The 15,594-nt window shown below is 71.2% G+C and carries 15 protein-coding genes; 6 read left to right on the top strand and 9 right to left on the bottom strand.

Annotated features, from left to right (window positions below; translation table 11 throughout):
• Nucleotides 1-54: 54 nt before the first annotated feature.
• The 5 genes from ACF06X_RS31575 to ACF06X_RS31595 form a co-directional block, all read right to left on the bottom strand.
• Nucleotides 55-330, bottom strand: coding sequence for a GlsB/YeaQ/YmgE family stress response membrane protein (locus tag ACF06X_RS31575; RefSeq protein WP_158992814.1), 276 nt, complete (start codon nucleotides 328-330; stop codon nucleotides 55-57).
• Nucleotides 331-406: 76 nt separating this feature from the next.
• Complete coding sequence (locus tag ACF06X_RS31580) at nucleotides 407-922, bottom strand: DinB family protein (protein WP_392290726.1); 516 nt, start codon at nucleotides 920-922, stop codon at nucleotides 407-409.
• A gap of 80 nt (nucleotides 923-1,002) precedes the next feature.
• On the bottom strand, nucleotides 1,003-2,163 hold the full coding sequence (locus tag ACF06X_RS31585; RefSeq protein ID WP_392290727.1) for an oxygenase MpaB family protein: 1,161 nt from the start codon (nucleotides 2,161-2,163) through the stop codon (nucleotides 1,003-1,005).
• Between the two features lie 69 nt (nucleotides 2,164-2,232).
• Entirely contained in the window at nucleotides 2,233-3,297 is a 1,065-nt protein-coding gene (locus ACF06X_RS31590) for a polyprenyl synthetase family protein (protein ID WP_392290728.1), read from the bottom strand.
• Nucleotides 3,278-3,595: a hypothetical protein gene (locus tag ACF06X_RS31595; protein WP_392290729.1), complete on the bottom strand. Its 318-nt coding sequence runs from the start codon at nucleotides 3,593-3,595 to the stop codon at nucleotides 3,278-3,280. The genes ACF06X_RS31590 and ACF06X_RS31595 overlap by 20 nt, the downstream gene beginning before the upstream one ends.
• Before the next feature lie 252 nt (nucleotides 3,596-3,847).
• On the opposite strand from ACF06X_RS31595, the gene ACF06X_RS31600 reads away from it, so the two are divergent.
• Nucleotides 3,848-4,351, top strand: coding sequence for an STAS domain-containing protein (locus ACF06X_RS31600; RefSeq protein ID WP_392290730.1), 504 nt, complete (start codon nucleotides 3,848-3,850; stop codon nucleotides 4,349-4,351).
• 30 nt (nucleotides 4,352-4,381) lie between these two features.
• Here ACF06X_RS31600 and ACF06X_RS31605 read toward each other — a convergent pair whose 3' ends face one another.
• Complete coding sequence (locus ACF06X_RS31605; protein ID WP_392290731.1) at nucleotides 4,382-6,865, bottom strand: ATP-binding protein; 2,484 nt, start codon at nucleotides 6,863-6,865, stop codon at nucleotides 4,382-4,384.
• Between the two features lie 146 nt (nucleotides 6,866-7,011).
• Between ACF06X_RS31605 and ACF06X_RS31610 the strand changes: the two genes are divergently transcribed.
• Nucleotides 7,012-7,242 (top strand): hypothetical protein, encoded by a 231-nt coding sequence (locus tag ACF06X_RS31610; RefSeq protein WP_392290732.1) that lies wholly within the window; start codon nucleotides 7,012-7,014, stop codon nucleotides 7,240-7,242.
• A gap of 210 nt (nucleotides 7,243-7,452) precedes the next feature.
• Here ACF06X_RS31610 and ACF06X_RS31615 read toward each other — a convergent pair whose 3' ends face one another.
• The 3 genes from ACF06X_RS31615 to ACF06X_RS31625 form a co-directional block, all read right to left on the bottom strand.
• A complete protein-coding gene (locus ACF06X_RS31615) occupies nucleotides 7,453-8,805 on the bottom strand; it encodes a cytochrome P450 (protein ID WP_392290733.1) in 1,353 nt (450 codons plus the stop codon).
• 14 nt (nucleotides 8,806-8,819) lie between these two features.
• On the bottom strand, nucleotides 8,820-9,857 hold the full coding sequence (locus ACF06X_RS31620) for a terpene synthase family protein (RefSeq protein WP_392290734.1): 1,038 nt from the start codon (nucleotides 9,855-9,857) through the stop codon (nucleotides 8,820-8,822).
• A gap of 376 nt (nucleotides 9,858-10,233) precedes the next feature.
• A complete protein-coding gene (locus ACF06X_RS31625) occupies nucleotides 10,234-12,138 on the bottom strand; it encodes a glycosyl hydrolase family 8 (RefSeq protein WP_392290735.1) in 1,905 nt (634 codons plus the stop codon).
• A gap of 189 nt (nucleotides 12,139-12,327) precedes the next feature.
• Between ACF06X_RS31625 and ACF06X_RS31630 the strand changes: the two genes are divergently transcribed.
• The 4 genes from ACF06X_RS31630 (at nucleotide 12,328) to ACF06X_RS31645 (ending at nucleotide 15,538) form a co-directional block, all read left to right on the top strand.
• Nucleotides 12,328-13,266, top strand: a complete 939-nt coding sequence (locus tag ACF06X_RS31630) for a metal ABC transporter solute-binding protein, Zn/Mn family (protein WP_392290736.1) — start codon at nucleotides 12,328-12,330, stop codon at nucleotides 13,264-13,266.
• Between the two features lie 179 nt (nucleotides 13,267-13,445).
• Nucleotides 13,446-14,285 carry a metal ABC transporter ATP-binding protein gene (locus tag ACF06X_RS31635; RefSeq protein WP_392290737.1) on the top strand — a complete coding sequence of 280 codons (840 nt, stop codon included), beginning with the start codon at nucleotides 13,446-13,448 and terminating at the stop codon, nucleotides 14,283-14,285.
• Complete coding sequence (locus ACF06X_RS31640) at nucleotides 14,282-15,169, top strand: metal ABC transporter permease (RefSeq protein WP_392290738.1); 888 nt, start codon at nucleotides 14,282-14,284, stop codon at nucleotides 15,167-15,169. The genes ACF06X_RS31635 and ACF06X_RS31640 overlap by 4 nt, the downstream gene beginning before the upstream one ends.
• A 63-nt stretch (nucleotides 15,170-15,232) precedes the next feature.
• Entirely contained in the window at nucleotides 15,233-15,538 is a 306-nt protein-coding gene (locus tag ACF06X_RS31645; protein WP_392290739.1) for a DUF1490 family protein, read from the top strand.
• Nucleotides 15,539-15,594 lie beyond the last annotated feature (56 nt).

The raw sequence follows: 15,594 nt of genomic DNA on the forward strand, positions 1-15,594 counted from the left end.
CCCTTCCAGCCCTTTTCGTCATCCCTCCGGCCCTCCCGGTCCCGCGCTCCGCGCTCAGTGGCCGTGGCGTGTGCGTCCCCCGGCGAACACCCGGTAGACGGCGAGCAGGATCATCGACCCGATGATCGCTGCTATCCAGGTGGACAGCTCGAAGAATCCGTCGATCGAGTCGACGTCGAAGAGGACCTTGCCCAGCCAGCCGCCGAGCAGGCCACCCGCGATGCCGATCAGCATGGTGATGATGAGACCGCCAGGGTCCCGGCCCGGCATGAGTGCCTTGGCGATCAAGCCGGCCAGCAGTCCGATGACGATCCAGGCGATGATGCCCATGTGGTCCTCCCTCTCGGCTTGGCGTGCTGCGGTGCTTCTCCCCTCGAATGCGCGGGATGGCCGATTTCAAACGCGTCTAGACGCCGGTCTGCCCGTCGAGGAGTTCCCGGACGATGTCGAGGTGGCCGTTGTGGCGGGAGGTCTCCTCGATGAGATGGAGCAGGATCCAGCGGAGGTCCACGTGGCGGCCGTCCCGGATGGGGCGGCTCGCCTTCGTGTCCAGGTCGTGTTCGGACAGCAGGCGGCGGTAGCGGTCGCTCTGCTCCTCGTACTCGGCGAGGAGACGGGCCAGCGGGATGTCCCGCGCCAGCCGCATCTCCGGGTCGGGGTCCTCGTCGGACGCCTCGGCGAGCGGGCCCTCGGGCTCCTCGCCCAGGAACACCACCTGGATCCAGTGGTGTTCGACCCATCGGAGGTGGCTGATAAGGCCGCACACCGTCATCAACGGTGACCGCGGCAGCGGCGCCTTGCGGGCGTCCTCGGGAGAGAGCCCCTCGCACTTGGCCCGTGCCGTGTCCCGGGCGTAGTCGAGGAAGGTGGTCAGCTGTGTGCGCTCGTCCCAGGCGGGAGGCGTATCGGTACGTCGTGTCATCGGGGGGAAGCCTCCCGCGTCGGCGCCGCCGTGTCGAGCGAATTCCGCCTCGTCACCGGCGCGGGCAGGTGCCTTCCGGCTCAGGTCACGGTGGGCGCGGGCGGGGTCCAGCGGCGGGTGCGGGGGAGGGCGGTGTCGACGCCGTACTCCTCCTTCAGCTGGTCGGGGATGGCGTAGTGCATCACCCGGCCCCGGGTGAGGGAGGACAGCTCCAGGACAGTGGTGAGGTAGCCCAGGCGGTCCAGCGCCCATGCGCCGAGCGGTGAGCGGTCTTCGATCGTCTCGAGCACGCCCAGCAGGTGGGGTGCGGCCTTGACGAGGGTGTCCCAGGGGGTGCGGGGGACATCCAGCCAGTCGGCGCAGGTGTCACCGATCAGATGGCGGATCAGCGCGGAGACGACCGGGTCGAAGAAGGTGCCCGGCACGACCTCCTCGTACAGATCGATCAGCTGCCGGGTCAGATGGGCGCCCTCGGCGGAGAGGCCCATGTGGCGGAGCATGTACTGGTCCAGGAACCGGCGCGCAGCCGCCAGGTCCTTGGGGACGGCCTCCTGGTCGACGCCGAGCATGGCGCCGACCACCCGCCAGGCGTAGAAGTACGCCTCGGCGCCCTCGGTGCTCATATGGACGCCCAGCCGGTCCAGGGAGTCCAGCACCAGCAGGGAGAAGAACATCTGCCCGCCGATCATGTCCTCCTGGCAGATCGGGGTCCCGAGGGTCTCGGTGTCCCAGCGGTTCTCACGCCTCAGGTGGTGGCGGATGGAGGCGTGCAGCAGCCGGACCTTCTGGGCGGCGGGGATGAACCGGCTGCCGGCCTCGAAGGCGTCGGGCCGCATCAGGTAGACCGTGAACTGCCCGGTCTCCGCCATGCGTTTGGAGGGGTAGCTCAGCCCGTGCGTCGCCGACAGGAGCCGGGCGACGTGCGGGACGAGGTAGCAGGCCGGCATGGCGGCGAAGGAGAGGGCGGTGGAGATGTGCACGTTGTTGTCGACGAAGAAGAGCCGGGCCTTCTCCATCTCGTCCCAGTCCACCCACGCCGGCGGGGCGCTCGTGGCGTGGAGGTACTCCCGGGCCACCTCGGGCAGCCCCGCGGGCAGGTCCTGCCCGACCCTGGAGACGTACCGCATCAGGGTGTTGAACGTGCCCACCTCGCCGCGCTCGAACAGGGTGGCCACGGTGGCGTCGGCAAGCTCGTCCCCGGCCCGGCGCAGAGCGTCCGGCGAGGCTTCCGTAGAGGTCATGACGTCTCTCCAGGTACGGATATGCGTACGGGTACGGGTACGGGTACGGGTACGGATACGGGTGCGCGGTCAGTGGTGCCGGTGGGCGGCGTCGGCCGCGAGGCCGGTGAGGGCGTGGCCGGCGTCCGCCGGCAGCCGGGCCTGTTCCACGACCCGGACGGCGACCCGCACCCGCTCGGCGATCATGTCCTCGACACGGTCGGGAGCCCCGGTCCTGACCATGATCGCGCGGACCCGCTGAAGACTGTCCGGGTCGTGCCGGGCGCGGCTCAACAGGCCCCCGAGTTCCTGGCGTTCGTCCTGCGTCGCCAGGCTCCAGGTCTCGGCGAGGAGCGCCGTGGGGCGGTGTCCGTCGAGGTCGTCGGTGTTGGCCTTTCCCGTACGGGCGGTGTCGCCGAACAGTCCCAGCAGGTCGTCCCGCAGCTGGAACGCCTCACCCAGCGGCAGCCCGTACTCGGTGAAGACCTCCCGCAGCTCCGGCGAGGCCCCGGCCAGCGCGCCGCCGATGAGGAGGGGCTGCTCGACCGTGTACTTGGCCGTCTTGTACCGGATCACCTTCAGCGAGCGCCGCAGGTCGGGCTCGGCGCCGGTGCGCAGGATCTCCAGGCACTCCCCGGCGATCAGCTCCCGCGCCAGCGCGGCCCACAGCGGGCGTGCCCGGGACAGATAGGCGGCGGGCAGGCCGCTGGTGACGAAGAGCTGCCCGGCCCACGCCATCAGCAGATCCCCCACCAGCATGGCCAGCGACCGCGCCGCCGCCGGCCCGCCCCGGCCGGCCACCGCCGCGCGCAGGGCGATGTGGGCGGTGGGCAGGCCGCGCCGCAGCGGGCTGTCGTCGATCAGGTCGTCGTGGACCACGGCCGCCGCGTGCACCAGCTCCATCGCGGCCGCGGCCCGTACCAGCGCGTCGCTGTCGGGCTGTCCCGCCGCCCGCCACCCCCAGTAGCAGAACGCCGCTCGGAGCCGCTTGCCGTACGCCGTGGCGGTACGCAACTGCTCGGCCACCGGGGCCAGTTCGCCGTCGACGCTCAGCAGCTGGTCGATCTCGTCCTCGACGAAACGGTCCAGGACCGCGTCGACACGGTTCTTGAGGACGGTCCGCGCCTCGCCGCCGTCAGCCGTCACGACGGACATCGCCACCGTCCTCACCGTCGGTGCGCCGGGCGGCGACGTGCCGGGCCAGCACCTCCAGGTACGCCGGCGCGGGCGCCAGCCTGTCGAGGGACAGCCGGTCCAGGGCCAGACGTCCCCGGGCCCTGAGCTCCTGCCGTCCGTCCTCCGCCAGCGCGCCCCGGTCCGCCCTGCCGAGCAGCCCCCGCAGGCCCCGCGCCGCGCCGGCCAGACCGTCGAGGGCCCAGTCCGCCGCCCCCGCGGCCAGCAGCACCGCGTCACTCTCCCTCAGACCGCGCTCCGGTCCCGTTCCCCGCGTCATCGCATCCCCTCCCGTTTCTCCCCCCGAGCTGTCCAGCCGCCACAGTGATCGAAGACGGACGGCGGCGTGCGGTGGATCACCGATCAGGCGAACGACCGGACTGGTGTGCGCGCGTCTTTCCGGCCGGGACGGGCCCTCGGAGAGGTTGCGGAAGCGAAGGCGCGGGGTCCAGTATCGAAGTGGTCACCCCGCCCGTCCCCGCAGCGGGCCGGGGCCCACCGAACGGCCTCTCTTCCTGGCAGGTGAGACGCCATGGAAACCGTCGACAGCGGCAGCGGCTTCCGTATCGTCGTACGGCGCTACGGACCCAGCGTGCACCTGACCCCGTCCGGTGAGCTCGACATGACCGCCGAAGCCGCCTTCCGGAGCGTCCTCGGCTCTCTGGGGGACAGGGTCGCCGTCGTCGCCTGCGACCTGGGCCGGGTCTCGTTCGCCGACGTCGTCGGCATGCACTGTGTGCGGGACTTCCAGCGGCGCGCGCACGCCCGTGGCGCGACCGTGTTCTTCTACGACTGGCAGCCGCAGCCCCGACGCCTGCTCGGGCTCCTCGGCGACCGCCACCTCCTCGACGGCACCGTGTGGTTCGACCGGGCGCGGCAGGGCGAAGGCCTGATCAGGACCCTGCGGAGACACGCCGAGGCCGGTCGGCTCCTGGGCGCCTCCTCCGCCCGCCCGCGCACGCCCCGAGCCGACGTGGCCCGCGGGAGCGCCACCGGGTACGGCGTCCGCTCCCGCCCGCTGCCGCGCGCCCACTGAGGGTGACCGGCGGCCCCCACCGTACGGAGGTCAGGCGCCGAAGACCTGCCGGAGCCCGGCCCTGTCGGTGCCCACCTTCATGAAGACCGCCGACAGCAGCTCCGAGACCTCCTGGACGTCCCTGCGCATCTCCCGCGCTATGGCCGCGTCATCGAGGCCGAGAGCGGCATGCCGGGCCGCCGTGTCCTCCGCGATCGTCAAGGTCTCCTGCTCGAAGGTGTGCAGCCGGCGAGGACGCAGTCCGGCCGACGCCAGGTGGCCGCGGGCACGGTCCGCGAGCCCGTCGGCGCCGCAGCCGACAGCCGTCTCCAGACCGCGGTAGAGCTGCCGCGCCGCCCGGTGGGTGTCACCGATGGTGTGCAGGGCCGTGCCGTGGTCGATGAGAGCGTGCGCGAGTTCGTACGCGGCCGGCGACTGCCCGAGATGTGCGACCGACTCCTCCAGCAGGAGCGCCGCCTGTGAGGTGTCCGCGGCCGTGGCCGCCGCGACGCGCAGGGCGTGGCCGATCACGCTGGACGCTCCGAACGCGCGGGCCCGTGCGACGGCTTCCGTCGCCGTGGCGCGTGCCTGCTCGGGGTCGCGGGTGAGCTGCGCGAGCGCCAGGTCGAGCTGCCAGGGACTCCACGAGGGGTTCCGCGTGCCGCGCAGGTCAAGGCGCTTGCCCGCCGCGACGAGGTGCCGCTCGGCCTCCTCGGTCCGGCCCTGGGCGAGCAGGAGCTTGCCCCACACGGCCTGCGGGTCGGGGTAGACGACGGCCTGGGGAAAGCCGTCCGCCAGCTGGTAGGTGCGGGCGACCTGCTGGGCCTCGGACATGTTCCCGCGGGCGATCAGCGTCTCGATGAGGGTGCCGACGGCGTACCACTGCGCGGGGATGCCGTGTCCGATGCGGTCGGCGATCTGCAGGCCGTTGCGCACGAAGTCCTCGGCCTCGGCGAGGCGTCCGCGCCGGTAGCGGACGTAACCGAGCAGCGTGTAGACGAACGACAGGTGCGCGCCGCGCCAGCCCTTCGACTCGAACTCGACGATGCCGGTGTTGAAGAGCTCCTCGGCCCGGCCCGGCTGGTCGCAGTACATGAACGTGACCGCGACGGAGGCCGGCACCTCGAAACCGAAGTCCTGGTCGGTCCAGCTCATCCCGCCGTCGAGCGCCTGCTCGGCGTAGTCCAGGGCGGTGGCGACGGGTTCGCCGCGCATGGCGGCGTCCCAGGCGCGCAGGCCCAGGATGTGCCGCTCGGGCAGCCCGCGGCCGGTGAGCCGCCGGGCGAACTGGGCCAGCAGCCGGGACCTGCCGGGCGAGTTCTCCTCGTCGACCCGGACCGAGTTCCACTTGAACTGTTCGGCCTGCATGCGCAAGCGGGTACGGGAGCTGGTGGCGCGCCGGGCCTCCTCGTGCAGGAGTCCGGCGGCCTCCGCCAACTGGCCGGTGTGGGCGAGCGCCTGCGCGAGCCGGTACGTGATCGCCTCCCGCAGCTCCTGGTCGGTGCCGGGCTCCTCGAGTGCGGTCCTGAGCTGGTTGATCGTGGTGGTGGGGTCGTGCAGCAGGTTCGCGGAGCCGAGTTCGAAGAGGACCTCGGCCCGGTCCTCCGCCTCCGGCGGTTCGCGCAGCGCCCGTGCCAGATAGCGCCGTGCGGCGTCGGGGGCTCCCGAGGAGAAGCTGTCGCGCGCGGCCCGGCGCAGCTGCTGCACCACCCAGGGGTCGCCCTCGGGGTGCATCTCCAGAAGGTGACGGGCGGCGGCCGCGGCGCCGTGCCCGTCGTCGAGCAGGGCCCTGGCGGCCATCCCGTGCATCCCGACGCGGACACCGGGCGGGATCGAACGGTAGACGGCGGTGGCGATGAGCGGGTGGAAGAACTCCACGACCTCCTGGCGGCGCACGCTGGTGAGCACGGTCAGGATGCGCGCGGCGCGCAGCCGGTCGATGGCCTCGGCGGTCTGCGCCTCGCCCAGGGCCGCGACACCGCCGACGACGCCGGTCGGGACGGCGGTGCCCAGGACCGCGGCGGCCCAGGCGAACCGGACGGTCGACGGCCCGAGCTGTTCGAGGCGCTCGATCAGTCCGCTGCCCTTGACGGCGGAGGCCAGGTCGCGCAGTTGGGGGATGTTGTCCTGGAGCGGCTTGAGCCCCTGGTCGCGCCCCTTCATCGCCAACTCGACGACCTCGAAGGGGTTCCCGCCGGTGATCGCCCAGCACTCCCGGCAGAATACGTCGTCGGCGCTCTCGTCGAGGGCCTCGCGGACGATGCGCGCCACCGCGCCGGTGCTGAGGGGCGCCAGTTCGTGCGGACGCGTCCCCTGGCGCCCCATCAGGGCGCGCAGGGAGCCGGCGTCGGCGGGGATCTCATCCGGCCGGCAGGCGATCATGATGAGCATGCCCAGTTCCTCGGCCCGGGCCGCGAAGGCGGTCAGCCAGGCCAGGGACTCGGCGTCCGCCCAGTGGGCGTCGTCGAGGACCAGGACGACGGGTGCGTTGCGCACCGCGAGATGGGTGACGACCCAGTCCAGGCCGTCCCGCACGCCCTGCGGGTCGGGCGCCGTGCGGCCCGTCGGGGCGGCGGTGAGGCCGAGCGCCGGGGCGACGATGCCGTACCAGTTGCCAGGACGTCGCGGCGCGCGTCCTCGCTCATGGCCACGAACCTCGGCTGGATGAGCTGCCGCATCACATGGAACGGCACCTGCTTCTCCTGCTCGCCGCCGCGGGCGAACAGCACGGTGCAGCCCCGCTCGGCGGCGTGCCGGCGGGCTTCGGCCAGCAGGGTGGTCTTGCCGATGCCGGCCGATCCGGCGAAGGTCATCACACCCCCGCGGCGGGTGACCGTACCGGCGACGGAGGTGCCGCAGAGATCGTCCACCGCGCGGTGGATGGCGAGAATCTCGGATTCCCGTTCGAGTAGAGGCTGGGAGGCCCACATCCTCGCTTCGCCGACCTGTGACATTCGTGCCCCCTCCTGCGCGTGCGGCCGAGTGTACGGCCCACAGGCGGAATGATGTTGCTCAAAGCTTCTTTTCCGGCATCTCACCACAGACGTGGTCATGATGCGGTAACCTTCGCGCCCTTCATGGCGGTGAAGTGCGCGGCGGACGACGGGAGTTGGCGGGAGCGGTCAGTGGCGAGCGACGGGAATCATGGGGAGTTCGCTCGGCTGCGGGATGCCCGCGGGGACCTCGCGCACGGTGACATCCGGGGCCGGCGTCAGACGCCACCGTGACGCCACGGTCGCCACCGCGATGAGAATCTCCGCCACCGCGAACTGATCGCCGATGCACTTGTGCTGGCCGGCCCCGAACGGGACGAACGTGTGCGCACCCGGCCGCTCGACCGCGTCCTCGGCCCACCGGTCCGGGTCGAAGACCGTGGGGTTCCGGAACCGCGCCGGGTCACGGTGCAACGCGTAGGGGCTGTAGGCCACTTCGGCGCCCTCCGGGATCGACACGCCGCCGAGGGTGAGCGGGACCAGAGCGCGCCGGGTGAAGAGCAGGGGCGAGTGGAGGCGCAGCGCCTCCTGGAAGACGTGGTTCGTGTAGGTGAGCCGTGAGAGGTCTTCGGGGCGGACCGGGCGCGTGCCCACGACGGTGTCGACCTCGGCGTGCAGCCGCTTCTCCACCTCGGGATGGCGGCCGAGTTCGTGGAAGATCCAGGCCAGGGTGGTCGCCGGCGTCTCCGTGCCGGCGAACATGATCGCGATCACCTCGTCCCGTACCTGCTCGGGGGTCATCGGGGCGCCCGTGTCGGCGTCCACGCTGGACAGCAGCAGGGAGAGGAGGTCGGGCCGGTCCTCCTCGGTGGTGCGGTACCGCGCGATCACCTCGTCGATGATGCGACGCAGGCGCGCGGCGGCGGAGTCGAACCGCCGGTTGACCGGGATGGGCAGCCGGTCCAGGGACTTGGGCATGACCACCCGCAGGAGCATCCCCTCCAGGACGATGGGGAGCGAGCGGTGCACCTCCGCGACGGCCGGCCGGCTCAGGTCGCCGGAGAAGATCATCTCGGCGACCGAGGACAGGGCGTACCGGCGGGTCTCGTTGACCATCGAGACCTCGCGGCCCGCGGTCCATGACGACGACATCGCCTCCGCCTGCCGGACCATCGTCTCGGTGTACTCGGTGATGTGGTCGCGGTGGAAGGCGGGCTGGATCATCCGGCGCTGCTTGCGGTGGAAGTCGCCGTCGGTCGTCACGATGCCGTTGCCGAACATCGGCCGGAGCCGCTCGAAGACCCTGCCGCGGCCGAACTTCTGGGCCTGCTGGACCAGAACGGTGTGGACGTGGTCCGGGCTCGTGAGCACCAGGACCGGCCATGTCCCGATGTCGAGCCGTACGACCTCGCCGTGGTCCCGCAGCGACTCCAGGAACGCGATCGGCTCCCGCATCAGCCGCGGCACATGACCCAGGAGCGGTATGCGCCCCGGAGCCACCGGCGCCTGGACCGCGGAGCCGGAGACTTCCAGACCTGTCATGGAACGACTCCCTGTCATGCCACCGAGATCAGGTCCGGGCGGGTGTACGCAGACTCCAGCCCGGCCGCGAACCGTTCGTCGCTGTACCGCGTGCACTCGTAACGCTGCCACAGATCCGTGCCGATGATCCAGTCCTCGTAGCTGCGCACGCACCGGGAGACCGTCTCGCGGAGCTCCGGGCTCGTCGTCCCGTCGGTGTCCAGGGCCTCGAAGAGGTGCTTCTTCCCGGCCAGATACTCCTCGATGCGGATCTGGATCCGGTTCTCGACCTCCCGGACCGCGTCGGAGAGCGAGCGGCGCTCGTGGTGGGCGATGAGGGAGACGAGGTTGTTGTGGTCCCCGCAGGCGTACTCCTTCGGCAGCGAGAACACGTCGTTCGCCCACGAGATGATGTCGACGGCGCTCGCGATGAGCTCCTGGAACTCCGGGAGTCCGTGGATCCGCTGGGGCAGGTCGATGCCGAGCCCCGCCTCCACCATGTCCATCATCGGCAGCAGTTGGGAACTGTGCCGGCGCATCACGACGTACTCCGCCACCGAGGGTCGGCCGGGGGCCTCGCGGTTGACCGCCTCCTGGTCCAAGGAGCGCAGCATCATGGGGACATGGGACCGGTAGCGGGCGGCGGTCGCCTCGGACATGCCGGCCAGGATGCGGTCGCAGAGGTCGACGAACCCGTCCACCAGGGGGTTGTGCCGCGGGGAGGTCCTGCCGACCGTCCCGGTCTCCAGGTAGGTGGTGATCGCCTCGGCGACGGGCTCCCAGGCCGCCACGTCACCCGTCCTGATGAGGTGGTCGTGCTGGTCGTCGAGGACGAAGGACCAGGCCATCCACTCGGCGAGCAGGAGGATCCGGTCGTAGGCGACCTCGCCGCTCACCCGGCCCGCGAGATGGCCGCAGCCGATGCCCGTGAACTGGTCCATGGCGTCCGTGACGAGCTCGTGGCGCACCACCCAGGAGGTGGCTTCGACGTTCGCCTGCGCGGCCTGCGGATGCTTGGAATTGCCGAACGGAAGATGGAAGTCGGGAACGGTGAAGGAGTTGAGCCGGGTCATTGATCCCCCCTGAAGAAGTCTGCTGCGCACATACCCGCTCAGTGAAGACGCGCGGCTGTCGTGGCCTCCAACTCGCTCCCCCCAGCGGGTACTTATGACGGCGGTCGGGTCCGCCGGAGTCGCATCAGGCCACTCGTTGATTAATTAACCTCAGGGCGTCGTGCAGTGTCAACGACGTGCGGAAAGCGAACCTGACGGTGCCTGACGTGCATTCATGACGCATATGCGCAAGGCATGTTCGATGTCGCGAGGGTGCCGGGGGTGCATCGCAAGGGGGCCGACTCGGCCACGGAGCGACGGCCGTGCCCGCCGGACCGGCGAATGCCGGCCCGGCGGGCCCGGGGTCCGAGGTGCCCGGCGGGCACGGTCGGGCCGCTTACGGCACCCAGTGGTTGCCGGAGGCCGTGATCATGACCTGCAGCTGGATGCTCGCCCCGAAGTAGCTGCTGGTGTCGACGGGAGTGGCCAGCATCTTGTTCCAGAGCGCGTCGAGCCACGCCTGGCTGCCCGCGTCGGTCATCGCCGCCACCGCGAACGGCGCGAAGAACGCCGCCTCGCTGCCGGCCGAGATCTGCGCGCCGTTGAGCTGGTAGCCGATGGCGATCTTGTTCGGGTCGCCGCCGGTCTTCGTCTTGATCCAGCTGTTCAGCTTGCGCGCCGCGGCGAGCGACTTCGCGTCCCCGCTGGTGACCGCGTCGTCGGCGATGCGCCACGGCGTACGGCAGGCGTTCCACCAGTAGGCGCCGTCGTTGGGGTCCTCCAGGACCTGGCCAGCGGCGGGCTTCGGCGTGGTGTTCGTGTCGACGACGAAGTCCGGGAGCAGGCCGGTGCCGGGCGCGTAGGCCGCCTGAAGGCCGGCGATCTGGTTCTGGTGCGCGGCGCGGATGGTGTCCCAGGCCGCGTCGCCGGTCGCCGTACGGAAGGCGCGGAGGTGGTCGATCATCCAGTCCGACGTACGGGAGATGTAGTAGTACTGGTCGCCGGAGCTGCTCCAGTCGCCGAGCTTCAGCAGGTTCGTGGCCGGGTTGACCTCGTCCTGCTTGATCGCGTTGATGTGCTTGACCGCGAGATCCTTGTAGTTGTACGTCCCCGCGCTGCCCCACTGCTTGTCGGCGAGCAGTAGCCCGTACGCCACGTCCAGATCACCGTCGGTCGCGCCGTCCCCGCCGTTGACGCTCTCGCAGGTGACGTCCTGCTCGGCCGCCAGCAGGTTCGGGTTGATGGCGGAGGGGTGGTCGATCTTCCACTTCACCAGACCGTCGAAGATCTTCTTGGCGTCGGGGTCGGCCCCGGCCATGGTCGCGGCGATCACCATCCCGTACCCCTGCGCCTCGGCGACGTAGGGGTGGTCGGCGTCGGGCGAGATCACCTGGTACCAGCCATTGCCGCAGTTCTGGCGGACGAAGGCGGCCTTCCAGGCCTTGTAGTGGTCGACGACCTTCTGGTCGATCGCCGACTGGGTGCCGGTCGGCTTCAGCATGCCGGAGGCGTAGGGCTTGAGGTGACTGCCGAAGGGGACCGCCGGGGTGGTGACGGTGAGGGCGTTGCTCGCGGCCGACAGGTTCCCGGCCGCGTCGCGGGCCTTCACGGTGTAGCTGTACGAAGTCGGGGCCGTGAGGCCGGTGTTGGTGTAGGTGGTGCCGGTGGTGGAGCCGACGAGTGCGCCGCCGCGGTAGACGTTGTAGCCCGTCACCCCCACGTTGTCGGTGGCCGCGTTCCAGGCGAGCGAGACGCTCGTCGACGTCGACGCGGTCGAGCGGAGGCTGCCGGGGGCGCTCGGCGCGGCGGTGTCGCCGCTGCCGGCGGGGGAGCCGTAGACCTCGAACTCCCAGAGGGAGTAGCCGTACGGGGTGCCGCGGCTCGTCCCGTACATCCGGACGTAGCGCCCGGTGCCGGAGACGGTCAGATCGTCGACGGCGCCGTCGCCCGCCGTCGTGGAGTGGATATCGGTCCAGGTCGAACCGTCGGAGGAGGTCTGGATCCGGTACGTCTTGGCGTACGCGGCCTCCCAGTTGAGCTTCACACGGGAGATGGTGTGCGGGGCGCCGAGGTCGATCCTGACCCACTGTGGATCGACGCCCTCGGCACTCGCCCAGCGGGTGGCCGTGTTCGCGTCGACCGCGAGAGCCGCTTCGAACCCGCTCCCCTCGATCGACGAGGTCGTCGCCGGCTTGCCGACCGACACCAGGGTGTCGGCGGCGGAGGCGGCCTGGGGCAGCCCGAGCAGGGGCAGGGGCAGCAGTGCCGACGCGATGAGAAGGGATATGCCTCTTCGGCTCATGGGGTGGTCGTTCCTTGTCTCCGGACGTGGCGTCCGATCAGAGCGATCCGTGGTTAGGAAAGCTTCCTATCCATTCGCCGGGAGAGTAGAGAGGCGTACGGCTCCGCGCAAGGCCTCCGTTGGACGGCGGCGGGCCCCGGGACGACAATCTAAGTGATAACCGTTTCGGTTGGCTTGAAGGACGCACCCATGCGCGTTTCCTCGCCCCGCCGCCGGCATCTCCTCTCCGGCGTCGCGCTGCTCCTGGTCTGCGGCTGCGGCGGTGTCACCGCCGTCGAGACAGGGGGCGCCGCCGGGACCGTGGAGGCCGCGGGGACGGTCGTCCCGGTCGTCGCCTCGACCAACGTGTACGGAGACATCGTCGAGCGGATCGGCGGCGACAGGGTGCGCGTCGACTCGATCATCAGCGACCCGGCGCAGGATCCCCACTCCTACGAGGCGAGCAGCCGGACCCAGTTGGCGCTGTCCAAGGCGAAGGTGATCGTCGAGAACGGCGGCGGCTACGACGACTTCGTCGACCGGATGCGCGCCGCGGCGCGGAACACCTCGGCCGAGGTCGTCGACGTCGTCGAGGTCTCGGGCAAGGACCCCGACGCCGACGAGGACTTCAACGAACACCTCTGGTACGACTTCCCCACCATGGGGAGGCTGGCCGACCGGATCGCCGGCGCCCTGGCCGAGGCCGCCCCCGAGGACGCCGACGCCTTCCGGCGGAACGCCGGGGCGTTCAAGGACGAGTTGACGAGCCTCCAGCGCGACACGGCCCGGATAGAGGCCGACCACGCCGGCGCCGCCGTCGCCGTCACCGAGCCGGTCCCGCTCTACCTGACCGAGGCGTGCGGGCTGCGCAACAGCACACCAGCGGATTTCAGCCAAGCCGTCGAGGAGGGTGAGGAGGTCTCCCCGAGAAGCCTGCGGACGACGCTCGCACTCTTCACCGACCGGAAGGTCGAGGCGCTCGTCTACAACGAGCAGACCTCCGGCCCCCAGACGGAGAAGGTCAGGCAGGCCGCCGAGGACAACGCGATCCCGGTCGTCCCCGTGACCGAGACCCTCCCGGAGGGCGAGGACTACATCGGCTGGATGTCCGCCACCATCGACTCCCTAGGGAACGCACTGGACAGGTGATGGACCGCACGGAGGCCACCGCACCACTCTCCGGCCCGGGCAGAGTCGCCGGTCCGAGCCATGGCCCGAGCCATGGCCCGAGCGTGGGCCCCGGTACGACTCCGAGCCCCGGTCCGTCTCCGAGCCCCGGTCCGAGCGCGGGCCCCGGTCCGGCTCCGAGCCCCGGTCCGAGCCCGAGCGTGACGGCCCCCGCCGGTGCGGGTGAGCCGGTCGTCAGCCTGCGGGAGGCGACACTCGCGTACGGACCCCGGGTGCTCTGGCGTGACCTCGACCTCGACATCCGGCCGGGGGAGTTCCTCGCGGTGCTCGGCCCGAACGGATCAGGCAAGACCAGCCTCCTGCGGGTGCTTCTCGGCGGCCAGAGTCCGACCGGCGGATCGCTGACCGTTCTCGGCCAGGCTCCCCGGCGCGGCAACCGCCGCATCGGCTACATCCCCCAGCACACGGCCCTCGCCGCCCACTCCACACTCCGCGCCCGTGACCTGGTACGACTCGGCATGGACGGGCACCGCTGGGGCCCGACACCCGCGCGCGCCGCGACCCGCCGCCGGGTGGACGAACTCCTCGCCCACGTCGGAGCCACGCCCTACGCCGACGTCCCCCTCGGCCGCCTCTCCGGCGGCGAGCTGCAGCGCGTACGCGTCGCGCAGGCGCTCGCGAGCGATCCGCGCCTCCTGCTCTGCGACGAGCCCCTGCTCTCCCTCGACCCGCGTCACCAGCGCACCGTCACCCGCCTCGTGGACGAGCGGCGGCGGTCCGCCGGCACGGCCGTCGTCTTCGTGACCCACGAGATCAACCCGGTGCTCGGTCTGGTGGACCGCGTCCTCTACCTCGCCCAGGGCGGCTTCAGGGTCGGGCCGCCGGACGAGGTCATGACCTCGTCCACCCTGTCCGAGCTGTACGGGACACGGATCGACGTCCTCCGTGTCCGGGGCCGGATCGTCGTCGTCGGGGCGCCCGACGCCGCCACCGTCCACGACCACGCGTCCGAGCCGCCGCACGGGGGCGACGGGCCGTGACGCCGCCGTACCGCCCGCTCGCCGACGGGGAGGACCCCGGCGTCTGGGGGCGGATCTTCGACTTCGACGACTACGGCGAACTGCTCTCCCTGGCCCAGAACTCCCTCCTGGCCGGCGCTCTCCTGGGCCTGGTCGGCGGCCTCGTGGGGGTGTTCGTGATCCTGCGCGACCTGCCGTTCGCCGTCCACGGCGTCAGCGAACTGTCGTTCGCCGGCGGCGCGGCGGCGCTCCTGCTGGGCCTGAACATCGTGGCGGGATCGATCGTCGGCTCCCTGCTCGCGGCCGGCGCCATCGGCGTCCTCGGCGTCCGCGCGCGTGACCGAAATTCGATCATCGGCATCCTTCTGCCGTTCGGACTGGGCCTCGGCGTGCTTTTCCTGTCCCTCTACCAAGGCCGGGCGGCCAACAAGTTCGGCATCCTCACCGGCCAGATCATCGCCGTCGACACCCCCCGTACGGCATGGCTCGTCGGCACGTCCCTCGTGGTGCTGATCGCGCTCGCCGTCGTCTGGAGGCCCCTCACCTTCGCCAGCGTCGATCCGCAGGTCGCCGAGGCCAGAGGCGTCCCCGTCCGCGGCCTGTCCTTCGCGTTCATGCTGGTCCTCGGCCTCGCGGTCGCCCTCTGCGTCCAGATCGTCGGAGCGCTCCTGGTCCTCTCCCTCCTCGTGACGCCCGCGGCCGCCGCCGCCCGCGTCACCTCGTCTCCCGTCCTGCTGCCCGCGCTGAGCGTCCTCTTCGCCCTCGTCTCGATGGAAGGCGGCATCCTGCTGGCACTGGGGAGTTCCGTCCCGATCAGTCCCTACGTCACGACGATCTCCTTCGTGATCTACCTGGTCTGCCGGCTCGCGGGCTCGCCCGCCCCCCGCCGACGGGCGCACACTTGAAGAGAGGTCCGTCTGAAGAGAGGTCCGTCGAGCCCGTCCGGGCACAGGCGGAAGGAGTTCTCCATGCATCCCCTCACCCTCGCGAGTGCCACCGCCGGCAAGCTGGCTCACTACGCGATCTCCGGTGTGGTGGGTGGGCTCATCATCAAACGCCTGCCGGACGCCAGGCCCGCGGCCCGAAAAGCACTCGTCGGATCCATCGCGGGCGGCATCGTCGCCGGCCGCTGGATCGCCTCCGCCGCCGAAGAGGCCCGCCTCAAGGCCGGCGACGTGGTCGCCGAGGCCCGGACCACGCTCGGCGAAGAGGTACCGCCGCCCTCCGCGGTCGACGTCGACAACCACGGCCACGACCACGGCCACGAGCACTGACCATGTCCGCCGCGACCGCCCCCGCCGGGGACATCCCTGCCGTGACCCCCCCTGCC

Origin of the sequence: Streptomyces sp. NPDC015346, from assembly GCF_043078785.1 — a bacterium.
Classification (GTDB): domain Bacteria; phylum Actinomycetota; class Actinomycetes; order Streptomycetales; family Streptomycetaceae; genus Streptomyces.